General features: G+C 54.8%; 22 protein-coding genes. All 22 read left to right on the top strand.

Features of this window, described 5'->3' with window-relative positions:
- The first annotated feature begins 11 nt into the window (after positions 1-11).
- The 22 genes from QUE34_RS17625 (at position 12) to QUE34_RS17520 (ending at position 20707) form a co-directional block, all read left to right on the top strand.
- Positions 12-587 (top strand): DUF3486 family protein, encoded by a 576-nt coding sequence (locus QUE34_RS17625; protein ID WP_001725316.1) that lies wholly within the window; start codon positions 12-14, stop codon positions 585-587.
- Positions 588-594: 7 nt separating this feature from the next.
- A complete protein-coding gene (locus QUE34_RS17620) occupies positions 595-2250 on the top strand; it encodes a hypothetical protein (protein WP_105268660.1) in 1656 nt (551 codons plus the stop codon).
- On the top strand, positions 2250-3788 hold the full coding sequence (locus QUE34_RS17615) for a DUF935 domain-containing protein (protein WP_000532643.1): 1539 nt from the start codon (positions 2250-2252) through the stop codon (positions 3786-3788). Before QUE34_RS17620 ends, QUE34_RS17615 begins: the two co-directional genes overlap by 1 nt.
- Positions 3769-5088, top strand: a complete 1320-nt coding sequence (locus tag QUE34_RS17610; RefSeq protein WP_286338867.1) for a phage minor head protein — start codon at positions 3769-3771, stop codon at positions 5086-5088. Before QUE34_RS17615 ends, QUE34_RS17610 begins: the two co-directional genes overlap by 20 nt.
- Positions 5085-5555 (top strand): phage virion morphogenesis protein, encoded by a 471-nt coding sequence (locus QUE34_RS17605; RefSeq protein WP_000050890.1) that lies wholly within the window; start codon positions 5085-5087, stop codon positions 5553-5555. The genes QUE34_RS17610 and QUE34_RS17605 overlap by 4 nt, the downstream gene beginning before the upstream one ends.
- 196 nt (positions 5556-5751) lie before the next feature.
- Entirely contained in the window at positions 5752-6837 is a 1086-nt protein-coding gene (locus tag QUE34_RS17600; protein WP_105268658.1) for a phage protease, read from the top strand.
- Positions 6834-7751, top strand: coding sequence for a Mu-like prophage major head subunit gpT family protein (locus QUE34_RS17595; RefSeq protein ID WP_105268657.1), 918 nt, complete (start codon positions 6834-6836; stop codon positions 7749-7751). Before QUE34_RS17600 ends, QUE34_RS17595 begins: the two co-directional genes overlap by 4 nt.
- 66 nt (positions 7752-7817) lie before the next feature.
- Positions 7818-8228 (top strand): HI1506-related protein, encoded by a 411-nt coding sequence (locus QUE34_RS17590; RefSeq protein WP_096938422.1) that lies wholly within the window; start codon positions 7818-7820, stop codon positions 8226-8228.
- Positions 8225-8650: a gp436 family protein gene (locus QUE34_RS17585; RefSeq protein ID WP_001104972.1), complete on the top strand. Its 426-nt coding sequence runs from the start codon at positions 8225-8227 to the stop codon at positions 8648-8650. The genes QUE34_RS17590 and QUE34_RS17585 overlap by 4 nt, the downstream gene beginning before the upstream one ends.
- On the top strand, positions 8650-9198 hold the full coding sequence (locus QUE34_RS17580; protein ID WP_000888927.1) for a phage protein Gp37: 549 nt from the start codon (positions 8650-8652) through the stop codon (positions 9196-9198). The genes QUE34_RS17585 and QUE34_RS17580 overlap by 1 nt, the downstream gene beginning before the upstream one ends.
- Positions 9182-9388: a DUF2635 domain-containing protein gene (locus tag QUE34_RS17575; RefSeq protein ID WP_000979224.1), complete on the top strand. Its 207-nt coding sequence runs from the start codon at positions 9182-9184 to the stop codon at positions 9386-9388. The genes QUE34_RS17580 and QUE34_RS17575 overlap by 17 nt, the downstream gene beginning before the upstream one ends.
- Positions 9385-10872, top strand: a complete 1488-nt coding sequence (locus QUE34_RS17570; protein ID WP_096938421.1) for a phage tail sheath subtilisin-like domain-containing protein — start codon at positions 9385-9387, stop codon at positions 10870-10872. Before QUE34_RS17575 ends, QUE34_RS17570 begins: the two co-directional genes overlap by 4 nt.
- Positions 10873-10881: 9 nt before the next feature.
- Complete coding sequence (locus QUE34_RS17565; RefSeq protein WP_105268656.1) at positions 10882-11238, top strand: phage tail tube protein; 357 nt, start codon at positions 10882-10884, stop codon at positions 11236-11238.
- 9 nt (positions 11239-11247) lie between these two features.
- Positions 11248-11682 carry a phage tail assembly protein gene (locus QUE34_RS17560; protein ID WP_105268655.1) on the top strand — a complete coding sequence of 145 codons (435 nt, stop codon included), beginning with the start codon at positions 11248-11250 and terminating at the stop codon, positions 11680-11682.
- A gap of 144 nt (positions 11683-11826) precedes the next feature.
- A complete protein-coding gene (locus QUE34_RS17555; protein ID WP_105268654.1) occupies positions 11827-13899 on the top strand; it encodes a tape measure protein in 2073 nt (690 codons plus the stop codon).
- Positions 13900-13903: 4 nt separating this feature from the next.
- Positions 13904-15391, top strand: a complete 1488-nt coding sequence (locus QUE34_RS17550) for a DNA circularization protein (RefSeq protein WP_105268653.1) — start codon at positions 13904-13906, stop codon at positions 15389-15391.
- Positions 15384-16523: a phage baseplate assembly protein gene (locus QUE34_RS17545; RefSeq protein WP_105268652.1), complete on the top strand. Its 1140-nt coding sequence runs from the start codon at positions 15384-15386 to the stop codon at positions 16521-16523. Before QUE34_RS17550 ends, QUE34_RS17545 begins: the two co-directional genes overlap by 8 nt.
- Positions 16511-17104 (top strand): phage baseplate assembly protein V, encoded by a 594-nt coding sequence (locus tag QUE34_RS17540; protein ID WP_096938418.1) that lies wholly within the window; start codon positions 16511-16513, stop codon positions 17102-17104. Before QUE34_RS17545 ends, QUE34_RS17540 begins: the two co-directional genes overlap by 13 nt.
- Entirely contained in the window at positions 17101-17538 is a 438-nt protein-coding gene (locus QUE34_RS17535) for a phage GP46 family protein (RefSeq protein WP_000130548.1), read from the top strand. The genes QUE34_RS17540 and QUE34_RS17535 overlap by 4 nt, the downstream gene beginning before the upstream one ends.
- Positions 17539-18621: a baseplate J/gp47 family protein gene (locus QUE34_RS17530; protein WP_000331811.1), complete on the top strand. Its 1083-nt coding sequence runs from the start codon at positions 17539-17541 to the stop codon at positions 18619-18621.
- Entirely contained in the window at positions 18612-19154 is a 543-nt protein-coding gene (locus QUE34_RS17525; RefSeq protein ID WP_000301698.1) for a putative phage tail protein, read from the top strand. The genes QUE34_RS17530 and QUE34_RS17525 overlap by 10 nt, the downstream gene beginning before the upstream one ends.
- A complete protein-coding gene (locus tag QUE34_RS17520) occupies positions 19154-20707 on the top strand; it encodes a phage tail protein (RefSeq protein WP_105268650.1) in 1554 nt (517 codons plus the stop codon). The genes QUE34_RS17525 and QUE34_RS17520 overlap by 1 nt, the downstream gene beginning before the upstream one ends.

Raw genomic sequence — 20707 nt, 5'->3', positions numbered from 1 at the left:
CAGGAGGCGTGATGGACAGGAAAACACGGGGCCGGGCTTCAAAAGTGGATTTACTGCCGGAAAACGTACGTAAAACGCTGCATGAAATGCTGCGTGATAAAGCGATCCCACAGGCCCGCATTCTGGAAGAAATTAACGTACTGATTGAAGACGCTGGCCTGCCGGATGAGATGAAACTCTCCCGTTCCGGTCTGAACCGTTACGCGACGAACGTCGAGCAGGTAGGCCATAACCTGCGACAGATGCGTGAAATGACGTCAGCACTGACCGCAGAACTTGGCGACAAGCCAATGGGAGAAACCACAAAGCTGATTCTGGAAATGGCCCGCAGCCAGCTTTTTAAGGCCATGATGCGGCAAATCGAAACCCCGGAATCTGACGTGGATATTGACCTGCTGAAAAATGCCATGCTGGCGGCACAGCGTCTGGAATCCACGGCAATGTCCAGCCACCGGCGCGAGAAAGAAATCCGCCAGGCATTCGCAGAAGAAGCGGCAAACGCCGTGAGTGAAGAACTGCGCGGGCAGGATGGCATCAGCGAAGAGCTGGAGCAGCGTATCCGTGATGTACTGCTGGGTAAGGCATGAGAGGGTTATGAACACCAGAGAAAACAACCTTAAAGCCCTTCATGCCCCCCGCAAAATCAACCTGCGTGAGGAAGCCGGACTGCTCGGCGTGAATATCGTGACCGATATCGGGGAAGCACAGCCCCGCAATGAACCGGTTTTTCTGGGCTATCAGCGGCGCTGGTTTGAGGATGAAAGCCAGATTTGCATCGCTGAAAAATCCCGTCGTACCGGTCTGACATGGGCTGAAGCGGGCCGCAATGTCATGACGGCAGCAAAGCCGAAGCGTCGCGGTGGTCGCAACGTCTTTTATGTGGGTTCCCGTCAGGAAATGGCGCTGGAATACATCGCCGCCTGTGCCCTGTTTGCCCGCGCCTTTAACCAGCTGGCAAAGGCTGACGTCTGGGAGCAGACCTTCTGGGACAGCGACAAAAAAGAAGAAATCCTCACCTACATGATCCGCTTTCCGAACAGCGGATTTAAGATACAGGCGCTGTCAAGCCGCCCGTCTAACCTGCGTGGTTTGCAGGGGGACGTGGTGATTGATGAGGCGGCATTCCATGAAGCCCTGGACGAACTGCTGAAAGCGGCCTTTGCACTAAACATGTGGGGTGCCAGCGTGCGCATCATATCGACACATAACGGCGTCGATAACCTGTTTAACCAGTACATTCAGGATGCGCGCGAGGGGCGCAAGGATTACAGCGTTCACCGCATCACGCTGGATGATGCCATCGCTGACGGACTGTACCGGCGTATCTGTTACGTCACGAATCAGTCGTGGTCGCCGGAAGCGGAAAAAGCCTGGCGTGATGGCCTGTACCGTAATGCGCCGAATAAAGAGAGTGCCGACGAGGAATACGGCTGCATTCCTAAAAAATCCGGGGGCGCTTATCTGTCACGCGTGCTGATTGAAGCCGCCATGACGCCAGCGCGGGATATCCCGATTCTGCGTTTTGAAGCCCCGGACGATTTTGAATCGCTGACACCACAAATGCGCCACGGCATCGTTCAGGACTGGTGTGAACAGGAGCTGCTCCCGTTGCTCGATGCGCTGTCGCCGCTCAATAAACACGTACTGGGCGAAGACTTTGCACGCCGTGGCGACCTGACGGTGTTTGTGCCGCTTGCCATCACTCCTGACTTACGCAAACACGAATGTTTCCGCGTGGAGCTGCGTAATGTGACCTATGACCAGCAGCGACAAATCCTTTTATTCATTCTGTCCCGTTTGCCCCGTTTTACCGGCGCTGCATTTGATGCCACCGGTAACGGCGGTTATCTGGCAGAAGCCGCCCGTCTGATTTATGGCCCGGAGATGATCGACTGTGTGAATCTGACCGCATCCTGGTATCAGGAGTGGATGCCGAAACTGAAAGGCGAGTTTGAAGCGCAGAACATCACGATTGCCCGGCACCAGACCACACTTGATGACCTGCTCCACATCAAGGTGGACAAAGGTATTCCGCAGATTGATAAGGGGCGCACAAAAGACGAAGGCGGTAAAGGCCGACGACATGGCGACTTTGCCGTGGCGCTCTGTATGGCTGTCAGGGCGTCTTATATGAATGGTTTTGTTATCGACGAGGACAGCATACAGGCGCTGCCACCACGCCACCGTGGTGATGGTGTTGATAACGATGATTTTGATGATTATCACCAGTTTGAACGAGGGGGCTGGTAATGGGCCGTATTCTGGATATTTCCGGGCAGCCGTTTGATTTTGACGATGAAATGCAGACCCGCAGCGATGAGCTGGCAATGGTCATGAAGCGTACGCAGGAGCATCCTTCCAGTGGTGTGACGCCGAACCGGGCCGCGCAGATGCTGCGTGATGCCGAACGCGGTGATCTGACAGCACAGGCTGACCTGGCCTTTGATATGGAAGAAAAGGACACCCACCTTTTTTCCGAACTGAGCAAACGCCGCCTTGCCATTCAGGCGCTGGAATGGCGCATCGCTCCGGCACGTGATGCCAGCGCACAGGAGAAAAAAGACGCTGACATGCTGAATGAATATCTGCATGATGCGGCGTGGTTTGAAGATGCCCTGTTTGATGCCGGTGATGCCATTCTCAAGGGCTATTCCATGCAGGAGATTGAATGGGGCTGGCTGGGGAAAATGCGCGTGCCGGTGGCGCTGCATCATCGCGATCCGGCGCTGTTCTGCGCGAACCCCGACAATCTGAACGAATTACGCCTGCGTGATGCGTCTTATCACGGGCTGGAGCTGCAACCGTTCGGCTGGTTTATGCACCGGGCCAAATCCCGCACCGGGTATGTCGGCACCAATGGCCTTGTGCGCACGCTTATCTGGCCTTTTATTTTTAAAAACTATTCCGTGCGTGATTTTGCAGAGTTTCTGGAAATTTACGGACTCCCCATGCGCGTCGGTAAATATCCGACCGGCTCAACGAACCGCGAGAAAGCCACGCTGATGCAGGCCGTGATGGATATCGGGCGACGTGCCGGTGGCATTATTCCGATGGGGATGACGCTGGATTTTCAGAGCGCCGCAGATGGTCAGTCAGACCCTTTTATGGCGATGATTGGCTGGGCAGAAAAAGCGATTTCAAAAGCCATTCTGGGCGGCACCCTGACCACAGAGGCTGGCGATAAAGGTGCGCGGTCGCTGGGTGAAGTGCATGATGAGGTTCGCCGGGAAATCCGTAATGCGGATGTGGGCCAGCTTGCCCGCAGTATTAACCGTGACCTGATTTATCCCCTGCTGGCACTGAACAGTGACAGCACCATTGATATTAACCGCCTGCCGGGCATTGTATTTGATACCAGTGAAGCGGGTGATATTACGGCACTGTCTGACGCCATTCCGAAACTGGCGGCGGGAATGCGTATTCCGGTCTCCTGGATACAGGAAAAACTTCATATTCCACAGCCGGTCGGTGATGAAGCCGTGTTTACTATACAACCGGTTGTCCCGGATAACGGTTCGCAGAAAGAGGCCGCATTATCCGCTGAAGATATCCCGCAGGAGGATGATATCGACCGGATGGGCGTCTCACCGGAAGACTGGCAGCGTTCGGTTGACCCCCTGCTGAAACCCGTCATTTTTTCTGTGCTGAAAGATGGCCCGGAAGCCGCCATGAACAAAGCCGCTTCATTATATCCGCAGATGGATGATGCAGAACTTATCGACATGCTGACCCGTGCCATTTTTGTTGCCGATATATGGGGGCGTCTGGATGCCGCAGCAGACCATTGATCTGGCGTATGCCGCACGCCTCCCGCCAAAGGAGGCTGTCGCGTATTTCCGCGCCAAAGGCTACAACATCACCTGGAACTGGTACGAACAACTGGCAGACGCGCACGCCCGCGCCTTTACCGTTGCCAAAGCCACCCGGATGGATGTCCTGACCACAATCCGTGAGGAAGTGGAGCGGGCTGTCAGTGAAGGCATCACCCGTGAGGAATTTACCCGCACACTGGCCCCCCGGCTGCAAAAACTCGGATGGTGGGGAAAACAAATCATCGTGGATGCAGAGGGAAACGCGAAGGAAATCGAACTGGGCAGTCCGCGTCGTCTGGCAACCATTTATAACGTCAATACCCGTACGGCGTATGGGGCAGGACGTTATGCGCAGATGATGAATACCGCCGATTTGTACCCGTACTGGCAGTACGTTGCCGTTATGGATGGCAGAACACGCCCGGAACATGCGCGGCTGCACAATATGGTTTTCCGGTATGACGACATTTTCTGGCAGACGCATTACCCGCCCAATGGCTGGAACTGCCGCTGTCGCGTCCGGGCGCTGTCTGCGGCCCGCATGAAAGAACTGGGGCTACAGGTCAGTTATGGTGCGTCATTCATGAATACCCGCGAAGTGGATGCCGGTACGGATGAAAGCACCGGAGAGATTTTCCGCACATCGTCAACCACGTTTGACAACGGTCGGGTAAAAATGACGCCAGATGTGGGCTGGTCATATAACCCCGGTTCGGCGGCATTTGGTACGGATCAGGCACTGATTCGAAAACTGGTGGAAGTTCGTGACGCGCAGCTGCGTGAGCAGGTTGTTCAGACGCTGAATAACAGCCGGGAGCGTCAGCTTGCTTTTTCCCTCTGGCTTAAACGTCTGGCGAAATCACGCCGGGCAGGACATGAGGTCCGTGCGCTGGGTTTTATGACGGGATCCGTGGCGGAGGCCGTATATCAGCGCACCGGGAATATGCCAGCCCGTCTGCTTGTGATGAACGGGAAAAGTCTGGCGACCACTTCTGATGCCGCCCTGAAACCGGAGGATTTACAGCGTCTGCCGTCGCTGATGGCAAAACCACAGGCGGTATTGTGGGACAGGGAGAACCACCAGTTGCTGTATGTTGTGGCAACCCGTGACGGCATGGCCCGGATTGTGGTCAGAACATCACAGACAGTCGGCAGACAGAATGACCGTGCGGATGTGCTGGTCAGTATCAGCCGCGTATCTGCACAGTCGCTTGAAGCCGCGATTGCTGACGGGATGATTGACGTACTGGAGGGGCATGTGGAGGTGAATAAGTGAGTCTTGATATGAACGTTGCCGTGGATGTGCGACGTATTCAGCTTGCACTGGATGAACTGGGAACCGTTACACGTGACCGCGCCATTCCCCGTGTGATGGCTGCGGCGCTGCTGTCATCCACGGAACAGGCATTTGAACGGCAGGCAGACCCGGATACAGGGAAAGGCTGGGAAGCGTGGAGCGATTCGTGGCAGGCATGGCGTCAGGATCATGGTTTTGTTCCGGGCAGTATTCTTACCCTGCATGGCGATCTGGCACGCAGCATTACCACCGATTATGGACAGGATTATGCCCTGATTGGTTCGCCAAAAATTTATGCTGCCATTCATCAGTGGGGCGGTACACCCGATATGGCACCCCGCCCGGCAGGCGTTCCTGCGCGTCCTTATATGGGGCTGGATAAGACCGGGGAACAGGAAATTTTTGATGCCATCAGAAAACGCGTCAGCGCCGCTCTGAGGCAATAAACGGAATCAGACATGAAATCAGCCGCACAGATTTTTTAAAACGCGCCACGGGATTTTTAAACCGGTATTTAACGGTGTATGAATCCCGTTTTATCTTCCTTTCACTTTCTTTCTCCATTACTCAAATAGCATAACCCCAGATTTTCCCGCACCTCCCGCAAACTGACTGCTCACAAACCATGATGAGCAGCAGGACATGAAAAAACACGCGATTGGCATTGCCGCACTGAATGCGCTGTCCATTGACGATAACGGCTGGTGCCAGCTATTGCCTGCCGGTCATTTCAGTGCCCGTGATGGTCGCCCGTTTGATGTGACAGGTGGTCAGGGGTGGTTCATCGACGGTGAGATTGCCGGGCGTCTGGTTGAAGGCGTTCGCGCGCTCAACCAGGACGTGCTGATTGATTACGAGCATAACCAGCTACGTAAGGACAAAGGATTACCCCCGGAACAACTCGTCGCGGCTGGCTGGTTTAACGCCGATGAAATGCAGTGGCGTGAAGGTGAAGGGTTATTTATCCACCCACGCTGGACGGCGGCGGCCCAGCAGCGCATCGATGACGGCGAATTTGGTTATCTCTCTGCGGTTTTTCCGTATGACACCGCCACCGGTGCGGTGCTGCAAATCCGCCTTGCTGCGCTGACCAATGACCCCGGTGCCACCGGCATGAAAAAGCTGACCGCACTGGCGGCAGACCTTCCCGACATCCTTCAACAGGAGAACAAACCCATGAATGAAACGCTGCGCAAGCTGCTTGCGCGTCTTGGGGTGACTGTCCCCGAAAATGCAGACATCACCGATGAACAGGCCAGCGCGGCCCTGAGTGCGCTTGATGCGCTCGAAACAGATGCCGGAAAAGTGGCGTCGTTATCCGCCGAACTGGAAAAGGCACAGAAAGCCGCCGTTGACCTGACGAAATACGTCCCGGTGGAAAGCTACAACGCCCTGCGTGATGAACTGGCACAGGCGACTGCACTAAGCGCCACAGCCAGCCTGAGCGCCGTTCTGGACAAGGCGGAACAGGAAGGCCGCATTTTCAAAAGCGAACGTGCCTATCTGGAACAGCTTGGCGGTCAGATTGGCGTGGCGGCACTGTCGGCACAGCTTGAGAAAAAACAGCCCATCGCTGCGTTATCTGCCATGCAGACCACCACAGCGAAAATCCCGTCGCAGGAAAAAACGGCTGTGGCGGTGCTGTCTGCTGATGAACAGGCAGCAGTGAAGGCGCTCGGCATTACAGAGGCTGAGTATCTGAAAATGAAACAGGAACAAGAAAAATGATTGTCACCCCGGCATCCATTAAAGCCCTGATGACCTCCTGGCGTAAGGATTTTCAGGGCGGTCTTGAAGACGCCCCGTCGCAGTACAGCAAAATTGCAATGGTGGTGAACTCTTCCACCCGCAGTAATACCTATGGCTGGCTGGGTAAATTCCCTGCCATGAAAGAATGGGTGGGTAAGCGAACCATTCAGCAAATGGAAGCGCATGGCTACTCCATCGCCAATAAAACGTTTGAAGGCACCGTGGGTATTTCCCGTGATGACTTCGAGGATGACAATCTGGGTATTTATGCGCCGATTTTTCAGGAGATGGGGCGTTCTGCGGCAGTTCAGCCGGATGAGCTGATTTTTAAACTTCTGAAAGATGGCTTTACCCAGCCCTGCTATGACGGTCAGAACTTCTTCGACAAGGAGCATCCGGTATATCCGAATGTGGACGGCACGGGCGACGCAACGAATACCTCCAACATCGTTGAACAGGACAGCTTCAGCGGTCTGCCATTCTATCTGCTGGACTGCTCCCGCGCAGTCAAACCGCTGATTTTCCAGGAGCGCCGCAAACCGGAACTGGTCGCACGTACCCGTATCGATGACGACCACGTTTTTATGGATAACGAGTTCCTGTTTGGTGCCAGCGCCCGCCGTGCTGCCGGTTACGGCTTCTGGCAGATGGCTGTCGCGGTAAAAGGCGATCTGACGCTGGATAACCTCTGGAAGGGCTGGCAACTGATGCGATCTTTTGAAGGTGATGGCGGTAAGAAGCTGGGCCTGAAGCCGACGCATATCGTTGTACCGGTCGGGCTGGAAAAAGCCGCAGAGCAACTGCTTAACCGTGAGCTGTTCGCGGATGGCAATACCACCGTCTCCAACGAGATGAAGGGCAAGCTGCAACTGGTTGTCGCTGACTACCTGTAACCGTCATTAAAAGGCGGTTCAGACCGCCTTTTAACCTGATTTAAAGGAAAAGGAGGAGCATGTGTTATGTCAGGCACTTCGTTTAATTCACAACGGCTGGACACTTCTCGCATCATTTGCACGGCGATTATTAAATGCCTTCGTCCGGTCTACCGCCGCGCCGGAATCGCCTTTATTCGTGGCGAAAACACCGTGGAAGTCACCGAAGAACAACTGGCGATCATTCGTGCCGACAGCGTGCTGTCTGTGGTATCTGCATCGTCAGCAGAAACGCTCGCTGAGGCTGGGGGGCTGGACGTTCTGGGTGTGGGCGATCTGAACGCCCGTATCCGTGCGACCATTGCCGGTCTGGATAAGGCAAACCCGGAGCACTTTACCGCAGGGGGAGAACCCAAAGTGAAAGCCGTCAGTGCGGCGCTGGGGGAATCGGTGAGCAGTGCGCAAATCAAAGCGGCGCTGGCTGAGGCAGATGCATGAATTACGCGACGGTAAATGACCTGTGCGCCCGCTATACGCGTACGCGGCTGGATATTCTCACCCGCCCTAAAACAGCGGACGGGCAGCCGGATGATGCCGTGGCAGAACAGGCACTGGCAGATGCTTCGGCCTTTATTGATGGCTATCTCGCCGCGCGTTTTGTTCTGCCGCTTACCGTCGTCCCCTCACTGCTGAAACGGCAGTGTTGCGTAGTGGCCTGGTTTTATCTGAATGAATCACAACCCACCGAGCAGATCACCGCTGCCTACAGGGACACAGTGCGCTGGCTGGAACAGGTGCGCGATGGCAAAACAGATCCCGGCGTGGAAAGCAGGACGGCAGCCTCGCCGGATGGTGAAAACCTTGTGCAGGTGCAGTCTGACGCGCCGGTCTTCTCACGAAAACAGAAGGGGTTTATCTGATGCTGGAAGAAACCGAAGCCGCACTGCTGGCGCGCGTTCGTGAGTTGTTTGGGGCAACCCTGCGGCAGGTGGAACCCCTTACCGGCACATGGACTAACGAGGATGTGCACCGTCTCTTTCTGGCCCCGCCATCGGTATTTCTGGCATGGATGGGCTGTGGTGAGGGGCGTACGCGTCGGGAAGTTGAAAGTCGCTGGGCATTTTTTGTCGTGGCGGAGTTGCTGAACGGGGAACCGGTAAACCGGCCCGGTATTTATCAGATTGTGGAGCGACTGATTGCCGGTGTTAACGGTCAGACGTTTGGCCCGACCACCGGGATGAGACTGACGCAGGTCAGAAATCTTTGTGACGACAACCGTATCAATGCCGGTGTGGTGCTTTACGGCGTTCTGTTCAGTGGCACTACCCCGCTGCCATCCGTGGTGGACATGGATTCGCTGGATGATTACGAGCGTCACTGGCAGACCTGGAAATTCCCGGATGAAACCCCGGAATTTGCCGCACATATCAATGTGAATCAGGAAAAGGATCATGATGCTGAAAATTAAACCCGCAGCGGGAAAAGCCATCCGTGACCCGCTCACGATGAAATTACTGGCTCCGGAGGGAGAAGAAAAGCCCCGTAACAGTTTCTGGATACGTCGCCTTGCAGCCGGTGATGTGGTTGAAGTCGGGAGCACCGAAAACACGGCGGATGATACCGACGCTGCGCCGAAAAAACGGAGTAAATCGAAATGAGCGATATTTCATTTAACGCGATCCCGTCAGATGTTCGCGTTCCTCTGACGTATATCGAATTTGATAACAGTAATGCCGTCAGTGGAACACCGGCACCCCGTCAGCGTGTGCTGATGTTCGGGCAAAGCGGAAGTCAAGCCAGTGCGGCACCAGACGTGCCTGTCCGTATCCGTTCCGGCTCACAGGCCAGTGCGGCGTTTGGTCAGGGTTCCATGCTGGCACTGATGGCAGATGCATTCCTGAACGCTAACCGCGTGGCGGAGCTGTGGTGTATTCCGCAGGGGAACGGCACCGGTAATGCTGCTGTCGGTGAAATTTCACTGTCAGGAACGGCAGGCGAAAACGGCTCGCTTGTGACTTACATTGCCGGTCAGCGACTGGCGGTATCTGTCGCAGCAGGTGCAACGGGAGCGGCGCTGGCTGACCTGCTGGTTGCCCGAATCAAAGGCCAGCCGGATTTACCGGTGACGGCAGAAGTTCGCGCAGACAGCGGGGATGATGACACCCATGCAGATGTGGTTCTGAGTGCAAAATTTACGGGTGCATTATCTGCCGTGGACGTGCGCTGGAACTATTATGCGGGTGAAACCACCCCTTACGGGATTATCACAGCATTCAAAGCCGCCTCCGGGAAAAATGGCAACCCGGATATCAGCGCAAGTATCGCGGGAATGGGCGATCTGCAATACAAATATATTGTGATGCCCTATACCGATGAACCGAACCTGAATCTGTTACGCACTGAATTGCAGGAACGCTGGGGACCGGTCAATCAGGCTGATGGCTTTGCCGTGACAGTGCTGTCCGGCACGTATGGGGACATTTCCACGTTTGGTGTCAGCCGTAATGACCATCTGATTTCCTGTATGGGGATTGCCGGTGCACCGGAACCGTCATATCTGTACGCCGCCACACTGTGTGCCGTTGCCAGCCAGGCGCTTTCCATCGACCCGGCGCGTCCACTCCAGACGCTGACGTTGCCCGGAAGAATGCCGCCTGCGGTGGGGGATCGTTTCACCTGGTCAGAACGTAATGCGCTGCTGTTTGACGGCATCTCCACGTTTAACGTGAATGATGGTGGTGAAATGCAGATTGAACGCATGATCACGATGTACCGCACAAACAAGTACGGTGACAGCGATCCGTCTTATCTGAACGTGAATACCATCGCCACGCTGAGTTATCTGCGTTATTCGCTGCGAACCCGCATCACGCAGAAATTCCCGAACTACAAGCTGGCAAGTGATGGCACCCGCTTTGCCACCGGTCAGGCCGTGGTGACGCCATCCGTGATCAAAACGGAGCTGCTGGCACTGTTTGAAGAATGGGAAAACGCCGGACTGGTCGAGGATTTCGACACGTTCAAAGAGGAGCTGTATGTGGCACGTAACAAGGACGACAAAGACCGTCTTGATGTGCTGTGCGGCCCGAATCTGATTAACCAGTTCCGCATTTTCGCGGCACAAGTTCAGTTCATTCTGTAAGGAGCATTTATGGCTGGAAATCAGCGTCAGGGGGTGGCGTTCATCCGTGTCAATGGCATGGAGCTTGAAACGATGGAAGGTTCCTCCTTCACGCCTTCCGGTATCACCCGTGAAGAAGTGACCGGCTCGCGGGTTTATGGCTGGAAAGGTAAACCACGTGCCGCAAAGCTGGAATGCAAAATTCCGGGCGGTGGTGATATCGGTCTTGATGAAATCATCGGCTGGGAAAACATCACGGCAGAGTTTCAGGCAGACACCGGTGAAACCTGGATGATGGCGAATGCCTGGCAGGCAGATGAACCGAAAAACGACGGCGGCGAAATTTCGCTGGTACTGATGGCAAAACAAAGCAAACGCATTGCATAAGGGGAAACAATGGACGAAATGAATTTAAGTCCTGAAGCACAAGAACTGCGTGGCAGCATTGTGGCTGAGCTTCAGTCCGGTGGTCTGAAACTGAAAGACGGCCTGCCGTTCGGCACCGGTGACGAGACTGAAATGCAGTATGACGTCACACTGCGTGAACTGACCGCAGGCGATCTGATTGATGCCCAGGCGGCTGCTGAAAAGCTGGTAATGAGCAAGGAAGGCCCGGTGCTGGTCAGTTCCCCGTCCCGGATGGGACTGGAAATGCTGCGCCGACAGATTGCCAGCGTGGGTTGCATCAAAGGCCCGTTATCGCTGGCGCTGATGCGCAAGCTGTCTGTTGATGACTTCCAGCGTCTGTCGCTGGCTACAGAGATGCACGACATGGCTGTGGCGGCATCGCTGACACAAGAACGGGGGCGAGTGGCTGCGGTGCCGGAATGATATTGAGAAAGCGGCGACAGCGATTGGCGTTATTCTGAAAAGTGGCCCGGAATGGGCCTTGTCTCTCCCGCTGTCCCGCTTTTTCCGGCACTGCCAGCAGGCTAAAACCCTCTCTCAATATCACCGTTAAATCAGGAAATCTCTATGACCGGGAAACGCTTAAAGGCGTCTGTCATTATTGATCTTAATGGCAATCTTTCCCGGCGTTCCCGCCAGTATTCGAACCAGATAAACGCCCTGTCCCGTAGCGGGCAAAGTTCCCTTCGTGCCCTGCGTATGGAGGTTGTGCGCGTTTCTGGTGCCATTGACAGAATGGGTTCACTGTCAACCCGTACATTCCGAATGCTGTCAGCCGGGGCGCTGGGTATCGCTGGCGTGGGTTACACCGCCAATAAACTGTTTATTGGTGCAGCCGCCCAGCGTGAGCAACAGATCATCGCCATGAACTCGCTGTATCACGGCGATAAGGTCAGAGCGCAGGCCATGATGGCCTGGGCGAAGCAGAACGCGAAGGACACCACGTGGGGGCTGAGTGGTGTCCTTGATGAGATCCGTTCGTCGAAAGGCTTCGGCATGACGGATGAACAGACGAAACAGTTCATCACCATGTTGCAGGATCAGGGGGCCATGCACGGCTGGGATTTACCCACTGCACAGGGTGCCTCACTGCAACTGAAACAGATGTTTGCCCGCCAGCAAATCACAGCGGCGGATGCCAACCTGCTGACCGGTTACGGTATCAACGTTTATCAGGCGCTGGCGGATGCAACGGGAACGGACGTTAAAAAAATCCGTGATCTGGGTACAAAGGGCAAGCTGGGCATGAAATCCATTCTGACGGTATTCAGAACGCTGTCAGAACAGTCAAAAGGTGCACAGGCCAGTGCGATGAACTCCTGGGACGGGATGTTCGCCCAGATGGAAGCTAACCTGCTTGAATTTCGCATAAAGGTGGCAAACAGCGGCCCCTTTGAAGAAATCAAGAACGAGATGCGCCGGGTGCTTAACTGGCACGACATGGCGGATAAATCCGGGGAACTTGACGCACTGGCAGAAAACATTGGTCAGAAATTTCTGACCACGTTCAGAACGGTAAAAATCGCGGCGCAGGAATTATGGCGCTGGCTGAAACCGGGTAAAGATGCGCTGGCATGGGTTGACCAGAATATTGTCAGCCTGAAAAAACTGGCTGCTGTTCTGGTGTCTGTCTGGCTTGCCAATAAAGCCCTGAGAGCAGGCTGGGCCGTGGCAAAACCCTCATGGCAGGTTGCCAGTTATCCGTTTAAAACCGGGCGTCGTATGTGGCGCTGGATGCGAAACCGCAAACGTGGGCAGGCAGGTCTGCCGGTCCCGGATGCCATGACGTCTGAGACGCTGTTGCAGGGTATCGGCATTCAGCGTGTGTTTGTCATCAACTGGCCCCGTGGATTTGGTGGCTACGGGAGTGGCGGCGGTCGTCGCGGACGGAGCGGCGGAAGAATGGCCCAGCTGTTACCCCGCCAGCCGTTATTGCTGTCCGGGCCACAGCCGCTGGCATTACCTGCACCACGCCCTGTACTGGCATTACCCCCACCCGGCGTACCGGTAACGGCACGGCCTGCACCATTACCTTTACCCGGTAAATCCGGTCTTCTGAGCAGGCTTGCAGGCAGTGCTGCCGGGCAACTGGTTACGGGAACGGTCGGAAAGCTGGCTGATGCCGGGCGTGCTGTTGGCGGGTGGTTTTCCGGTATCGGAAACAAACTTGCAGGCAGTGCGATCGGTCGGGTTGTGACAAAAGGTGCCGGGGCGCTGGGCTGGATGGGGAAAGGTGCCGGTCGTGCGTTGTCACGTCTGGGTGGCCCGGTAATGGGGGCACTCCAGCTTGCCCCCGTCCTGATGGATGAGCAGGCGTCAACCCATGAAAAAGCAGGCGCAATTGGCAGTACAGCCGGTGCATGGCTCGGCGGTGCCGTTGGCAGCCTTGCCGGACCGCTGGGTACGGTTGCCGGTGCCACGCTGGGCAGTGTCGCCGGGGAGTATCTGGGCGGTTTTGTAACCGACCTGTATCAGAAATGGACGGCCCCGGATAAGGAGCCGCAGGAGCAAAAAGTGAATGCGGAAGCCTCGCTGCGCGTCGAACTTGGCGAGGGGTTACGTCTGACCAGTTCCCGCGTCACCGAGGACGGTATGGGGCTGAATATTTACGCGGGCGATAACTACATTACGGGCTGGTAAAACCATGTTTGAAGATGCTTTAAATGCCGTTAATGCTGTCCGGGATAAAACCGGTGGAGGCAGGAAAACAACCGGCAAAGGCACGTTCCGTAACGTGCCGTTTCTCGTCATCGAGGAGCAAAAACAGGCTGGCGGACGTCGCCTGGTTAAACGTGAGTACCCGTTACGTGATACCGGCGGCGTCAATGACCTGGGGAAAAAGCTTCGCTCCCGTACATTCAGCGCCTGCATTCTGAACAGCAACGCAGAAACAGCCAGAGATGAAGCGGGTGCGCTGATGGATGCTCTTGATGCTCCGGGCAGCGGTGAGCTGGTACATCCTGATTTCGGCACTGTGGACGTCATGGTGGATTCATGGGAATGCCGCACTAAAGCGGATGAACTGAATTATTACGCGTTCACCGTTACCGTTTATCCGTCGTTGCAGGATACTGCCCCGGACGCAGAAACAGACACCAGTGCAGCCGTACCGGCACAGGCTGTTGCTGTAACCGGTTCTCTGGGAGATACGCTGTCCTCTGTCTGGCAGACCGTAAAAGATGGCACTGCGGCGGCAACCGCCGTGATGGAAGCTGTAACCGGTGTCATCGATGATATCAGTGATGCGGTGGACAATCTGGGGGTTACGCAGACTGTCAGCGGTCTGATGGGATCGCTTTCTGCGATGAAAGGCTCTGTGACCAGCCTGATTAACCAGCCTGCCATGCTGGCCTCCTCGCTGATGGGGGCGCTGTCCGGCGTTTCATCGTTATGCGATACCCGGACAGCATTTTCCACATGGAACCGTCTGGCGCAGCGATTAGAACGTCGCCATGCCGCCACCGCAGGCAGACAGGGGACAATCACAACCTCGTACAACAGTCCGGTTGCAGAAAAAAATATTGCCACACTGAACTACGTCATGCTGGCAGCGGCGCAGACATACCGGGCAGAAGCTGCCAGCCAGGCACTGACTGCGGCACTGGATTTCAGTCGCCGGATGGATAATGCCGCCCGTGCACCTGTACTGGATGCCCCGTCCACCACAACCGGCACAGCCAGCGGGGCCAGCAGCACATCTGCTACCGTCACACAGGGACAGTTACAGTTAACTGCCATAACCCCGGACGGCGGCTTTTCACAGGTATCCTTTTCAGACAGTGGTACAGCCACGCCCCCGGTATTTGAAAGTGTGTCCGATATCGGAAAAACAGCCGCCATGCTGGGGGCTGCACTGGATACCGTCATTCTGACGGCATCTGAGCAGGGCTTTTCGACAGACAGCGTTCAGCTTACGCAACTGCGTCTGCTGGTTGTTGCCGACCTGGAAAAACGCGGGCTGCAACTGGCGGGCAGTGAAACGCACCGCCTGCCGGAGACGATGCCTGCAATGGTGGCCCTGTACCGTTACACAGGAAACAGCCGGAACTGGCAACGGCTGGCCCGCAGGAACGGTATCAGCAACCCGTTGTTTGTTCCCGGTGGTGTCAGTATTGAGGTGATTAATGAGTAATACCGTCACGCTGCGAACGGATGGCAGGCTTTTTACCGGCTGGACGTCAGTCTCTGTCACCCGCTCGATTGAATCCGTAGCCGGATATTTTGAGCTGGGGGTGAACGTGCCACCGGGTACGGATTTATCCGGTCTGGCACCGGGGAAGGCGTTCACGCTGGAAATCGGGGGGCAGATTGTCTGCACCGGTTATATCGATTCACGGCGACGCCAGATGACCGCTGACAGTATGAAAATCACTATCGCCGGACGTGACAAAACGGCTGACCTGATTGACTGTGCTGCCGTTTACAGTGGCGGACAGTGGAAAAACCGCACACTGGAGCAGATTGCGCGTGACCTGTGCACCCCTTATGGCGTTACCGTTCGCTGGGAGCTTTCCGATAAGGAAAGTTCGGCAGCTTTTCCCGGCTTCACGCTGGACCATTCAGAAACCGTTTATGAGGCGCTGGTGCGTGCCTCCCGCGCACGCGGTGTACTGATGACCAGCAATGCCGCCGGAGAGCTGGTATTCAGCCGGGCTGCCAGCACAGCCACTGATGAGCTGGTTCTCGGAGAAAATCTGCTGACACTGGATTTTGAGGAAGACTTCCGCGACCGGTTCAGCGAATACACCGTCAAGGGGTATGCCCGCGCAAATGGTGCTGAGGGTGATGATATTGATGCGAAAAGTATCGTCTCCCGGAAAGGGACCGCCACTGACAGTGATGTGACCCGTTACAGACCGATGATCATCATTGCTGACAGCAAAATTACGGCGAAGGATGCACAGGCCCGCGCCCTGCGTGAGCAACGCCGCAGACTGGCAAAATCCATCACCTTTGAGGCTGAAATTGACGGATGGACACGCAAGGACGGGCAACTCTGGATGCCGAACCTGCTGGTCACTATTGATGCCTCGAAATATGCCATCAAAACCACGGAATTACTGGTCAGCAAAGTCACCCTGATACTGAATGACCAGGACGGGCTGAAAACCCGCGTCAGCCTTGCACCACGCGAAGGCTTTCTGGTGCCGGTTGAAAGCGACCGTAAAAACAGGAAAGGCGGCGACAGTAACGGCGGTATTGATGCGCTGGTTGAAGATTATTATCGCAGACACCCGGAGAAAACGCCGCCGTGGAAAGAGTAAATGATTCCGCCATGAACCGCCTGCTGACACCGCTGATGCGTCGTGTGCGTCTGATGCTTGCGCGTGCCGTTGTTAACGTGATTAACGACGGGCGAAAGGTTCAGAACCTGCAGGTCGGTCTGCTGGATGATGAGGAAGCCGATGAAGTGGAGCGCCTGCAAAATTACGGGCATTTCAGCGTTCCCCTGCCGGGCGCAGAGGCGCTGATTGCCTGTGTAGGCGCACAACGTGATCAGGGGATTGCCGTTGTGGTGGAAGACCGCCGCTACCGCCCGACAAATCTTGAACCGGGTGATGCAGGCATTTACCACCACGAGGGGCATCGTATCAGGCTGACAAAGGACGGGCGCTGCATCATTACTTGTAAAACGGTTGAGGTTTACGCTGATGAAAGTATGACCGTTGACACACCCAGAACCACGTTTACCGGCGACGTTGAGATCCAGAAAGGTCTGGGCGTTAAAGGTAAAAGCCAGTTCGACAGCAATATTACTGCCCCGGATGCCATCATCAATGGCAAATCGACGGATAAGCATATCCACCGTGGCGACAGCGGCGGAACCACAGGGCCGATGCAATGACCGATTTAGCCATTATCTGGACGAACGGACGCGGCGATATTGCGCAGGATGGTATTGATATGCTGACCGACGACAGCCTGACAACCGATGTGACAATCTCCCTGTTTACCGACCGGCGCGCGCTGGATTCTGACACGCTGCCGGATGGTTCAGATGATCGCCGTGGATGGTGGGGTGACAGTTACCGCGACCGCCCCATCGGTTCGCGGTTGTGGCTGTTATCACGTGAAAAAGCCACACCGGATACGCTGGAACGCGCCAGAGGGTATGCCGAAGAGGCGCTGGAATGGCTGAAAACAGCGGGCCGGGTAAGTGCGATTAACGTCAGAGCGGAACAGTTACATCAGGGCTGGTTATACCTCTACATTGCACTGACATTACCGGATGGTTCCGTTATTCCTTATGAGTTTAAAGCAGCATTTAACGGGGTTTAAATGGCTTATTCACCACCGACATTATCATCGCTGATTGCCCGTACAGAACAGAATATTGAACAGCGCCTGCCGGGTAGCTGGCCTCAGGCCCGTGAAAAAACGCTGAGTGCCATTGCTTATGCTCAGGCGGGCCTTGCTGCCGGTTGTCACGAGCATATTTCATGGGTTGGACGGCAGATTATCCCGTCGACAGCAGATGAAGATGAGTTGCTGGAGCACTGCCGGTTCTGGGGCGTGCGCCGCAAACAGGCGACAGCCGCCAGCGGCCCGCTGACTGTCACCACATCGGCAGCGACCACCATTCCTGCCGGTACACGCTGGCAGCGTGCTGATGGTGTGGTTTACAGCCTGGCTGATGCCATTGTGATTGACCGTGCAGGAACGACGGAAATTACCGTTACCGCACTGGCTGCCGGTGAAGCAGGAAATACCGGTGAGAATACCCTTTTAACGTTGATCACCCCGGTTGCCTGTGTTGTTTCCGATGCCATCACTGTAAAAGGGTTTTCCGGTGGAGCTGATATTGAGAGTGCAGCGGAACTGCTGTCACGGCTGGAATATCGTGTCCAGTACCCTCCGTTCGGCGGTAATCAGTTTGATTACGTTCGCTGGGCACGTGAAGTCAGCGGCGTTACCCGTGCCTGGTGTTTTCCGACATGGAAAGGCGGTGGCACAGTCGGGGTGACGTTTGTTATGGATAACCGGAGCAATATTTTTCCACAACCGGCAGATGTGGAACGCGTGGCGGATTATATCGCCGGTCATACTGACCCGATCACTGGTCTGATTGTCGGACAGCCTGACGGTGTAAATGTCACTGTATTTGCGCCAAAGGCAAAGCCGGTAAATCCACGGATTTATATATCACCGAAGACAGCCGAACTGAAACAGGCTATTACTCACGCCATTAATACCATGTTTTTTAATGAGGTGACGCCGGGCGGCGCACTTGCCCCCTCCCGTATTATCCGTGCGGTGGCAGGTGTTACCGGTCTGGATGATTTTGAAGTGCGTTTCCCGACAGAGATCCAGCGTTCGGAGAATACGGAACTGTTAACACCGGGGACAATTGAATGGCTGTAACACCCTATCAGACGGCCTTTCTGCAATTACTGCCGTCAGGGCTTGCCTGGAATAAAAGCCCCGACAGCAAATTATCTGCGCTGGCGCAGGCCATCAGCGACGTGATTGCCACTGCGGCGGATGATGCGCGGCAAATGCTGCGGGAGCGTTTCCCGTCCACATCCCGCTGGTATCTGGGTGAGTGGGAATCATTTCTGGGGTTGCCGGACTGTACCAGCGAAAACGGCACCCTGTCAGAACGCCAGCGGGCTGCCGCAAATAAAATGCGTATGACCGGCAATCTGAGTCGGCGCTTTTATGAATGGCTGGCTGCGCAGTACGGTTTTACCGTCAGGCTGACGGATTCCACAGAAGGCCAGTGGGTTACGCAGGTCAATATTTACGGTATTAAAAATTATCGCAACGCAACGGTGCTGGATAATGTTCTGACGCCGTTACGTGTTTATGAATCGGGTGCGCTGGAATGTTTACTGGAGAAATATAAACCCGCGCATCAGATTTATAAATTTGTTTACCATGACGGAGATAACTAATGTTTTATATTGATAACGACAGCGGCGTAACCGTCATGCCGCCCGTATCCGCCCAGCGTAGTGCTATCGTTCGCTGGTTTTCAGAAGGTAACGGGAATAATGTTATCACATGGCCCGGCATGGACTGGTTTAATATTGTGCAGGCGGAGTTATTAAACACGCTGGAAGAAGCCGGTATTCAACCGGATAAAACAAAATTAAACCAGCTTGCACTGTCCATTAAAGCCATTATGAGCAATAACGCGCTGCTGATAAAAAATAACCTCAGCGAAATTAAAACTGCCGGGGCATCAGCACAGCGTACAGCACGTGAAAATCTGGATATCTATGATGCCAGCCTGAACAAAAAAGGACTCGTTCAGCTAACCAGTGCCACTGACAGCCCCAGTGAAACGCTGGCAGCCACCGCAAAAGCGGTGAAAATTGCGATGGATAATGCTAATGCCCGTCTGGCAAAAGACCGGAACGGAGCAGATATTCCCAATAAGCCGCTGTTTATCCAAAACCTCGGTTTACAGGAAACGGTAAACAGGGCTGGTAACGCCGTTCAGCGTTCCGGCGATAAAATGACCGGAGAACTGAAAATTGGCACGATGAATGCGCTGCGAATTTTCAATGATGCCTTCGGTCTTATTTTCCGTCGTTCAGAAGATTTTCTTCATTTCATTCCGACGGCTGAAGGACAAGGCGAAAACGGTGATATCGGCCCATTAAGGCCATTCGCTATAAATCTGAGAACAGGTGCTATATCTGTCAGCCACGGGGCCAAAATTGATGGTGGGCTGGCGCTTGGTACAGATAACGCACTGGGCGGTAATTCCATTACTCTCGGAGATAACGACACTGGTATTAAACAGGGCGGCGACGGTGTCCTTTTATTCTATTCAAATGGACAACTGGCATTTGGGCTTCAACCCGCATCTGCTGATTTTTATAAGCGGGTTGCATATATTCATCAGGGAATAATTCCTGATGGAAGTGGCGCATTTGCAGACCAGTTGAATAATGCCACTGCGCCTTTTGTTCAGACGCAGTTTGCCTGGAATCCCTCTCCTGGTGGTCATTACGTGCCGATAGTTAAGGGCTTGTCCATTCGCAATGGACAGGGGTATCCGGGAGCCGTCAGTTTTGGCTATTTGCTGACTGAACAGCAGGGATTCCCGGTACCATGTATTCATGTGTGTGGCGATAACGGCAATGGAGCCTTATGGCAGTTTAACCCGAACGACAAATCATTTTTTTCGCCAGGTCCGGTAATTGCCGGTGGAGCGACTTTGGCATCGAATGGTGACATTAATGGTACTGCATGGGGAGGATGGTTGTCATCTTACCTCAGACAAATCGGCGTGCACGATGTTCGACTTGGTTCACAGCAATATTATGGTGTGAACAACTGGCAAACATGGAATTTCCAGTGCCCGTCAGGTCATGTATTGTCTGGTATTAATGTTCAGGATACAGGGTCCAACTCTGCCGATAATATAGCGGGCGTTTATTACAGACCCGTTCAAAAGTATATAAATGGCACCTGGTATAATGTAGCGAGCGTTTAA

The sequence above is a fragment of the Escherichia sp. KS167_9B genome (assembly GCF_030295215.1).
GTDB lineage: Bacteria > Pseudomonadota > Gammaproteobacteria > Enterobacterales > Enterobacteriaceae > Escherichia > Escherichia coli_F.
This window is presented reverse-complemented; position numbering and strand designations above follow the sequence as displayed.

Bases quoted from the DNA above. Each gene is read 5' to 3' on its own strand.
- QUE34_RS17625 (WP_001725316.1), top strand. From the start codon at position 12: ATGGACAGGAAAACACGGGGCCGGGCTTCAAAAGTGGATTTACTGCCG.
- QUE34_RS17620 (WP_105268660.1), top strand. From the start codon at position 595: ATGAACACCAGAGAAAACAACCTTAAAGCCCTTCATGCCCCCCGCAAA.
- QUE34_RS17615 (WP_000532643.1), top strand. From the start codon at position 2,250: ATGGGCCGTATTCTGGATATTTCCGGGCAGCCGTTTGATTTTGACGAT.
- QUE34_RS17610 (WP_286338867.1), top strand. From the start codon at position 3,769: ATGCCGCAGCAGACCATTGATCTGGCGTATGCCGCACGCCTCCCGCCA.
- QUE34_RS17600 (WP_105268658.1), top strand. From the start codon at position 5,752: ATGAAAAAACACGCGATTGGCATTGCCGCACTGAATGCGCTGTCCATT.
- QUE34_RS17595 (WP_105268657.1), top strand. From the start codon at position 6,834: ATGATTGTCACCCCGGCATCCATTAAAGCCCTGATGACCTCCTGGCGT.
- QUE34_RS17590 (WP_096938422.1), top strand. From the start codon at position 7,818: ATGTCAGGCACTTCGTTTAATTCACAACGGCTGGACACTTCTCGCATC.
- QUE34_RS17585 (WP_001104972.1), top strand. From the start codon at position 8,225: ATGAATTACGCGACGGTAAATGACCTGTGCGCCCGCTATACGCGTACG.
- QUE34_RS17580 (WP_000888927.1), top strand. From the start codon at position 8,650: ATGCTGGAAGAAACCGAAGCCGCACTGCTGGCGCGCGTTCGTGAGTTG.
- QUE34_RS17575 (WP_000979224.1), top strand. From the start codon at position 9,182: ATGATGCTGAAAATTAAACCCGCAGCGGGAAAAGCCATCCGTGACCCG.
- QUE34_RS17570 (WP_096938421.1), top strand. From the start codon at position 9,385: ATGAGCGATATTTCATTTAACGCGATCCCGTCAGATGTTCGCGTTCCT.
- QUE34_RS17565 (WP_105268656.1), top strand. From the start codon at position 10,882: ATGGCTGGAAATCAGCGTCAGGGGGTGGCGTTCATCCGTGTCAATGGC.
- QUE34_RS17560 (WP_105268655.1), top strand. From the start codon at position 11,248: ATGGACGAAATGAATTTAAGTCCTGAAGCACAAGAACTGCGTGGCAGC.
- QUE34_RS17555 (WP_105268654.1), top strand. From the start codon at position 11,827: ATGACCGGGAAACGCTTAAAGGCGTCTGTCATTATTGATCTTAATGGC.
- QUE34_RS17550 (WP_105268653.1), top strand. From the start codon at position 13,904: ATGTTTGAAGATGCTTTAAATGCCGTTAATGCTGTCCGGGATAAAACC.
- QUE34_RS17545 (WP_105268652.1), top strand. From the start codon at position 15,384: ATGAGTAATACCGTCACGCTGCGAACGGATGGCAGGCTTTTTACCGGC.
- QUE34_RS17535 (WP_000130548.1), top strand. From the start codon at position 17,101: ATGACCGATTTAGCCATTATCTGGACGAACGGACGCGGCGATATTGCG.
- QUE34_RS17530 (WP_000331811.1), top strand. From the start codon at position 17,539: ATGGCTTATTCACCACCGACATTATCATCGCTGATTGCCCGTACAGAA.
- QUE34_RS17525 (WP_000301698.1), top strand. From the start codon at position 18,612: ATGGCTGTAACACCCTATCAGACGGCCTTTCTGCAATTACTGCCGTCA.
- QUE34_RS17520 (WP_105268650.1), top strand. From the start codon at position 19,154: ATGTTTTATATTGATAACGACAGCGGCGTAACCGTCATGCCGCCCGTA.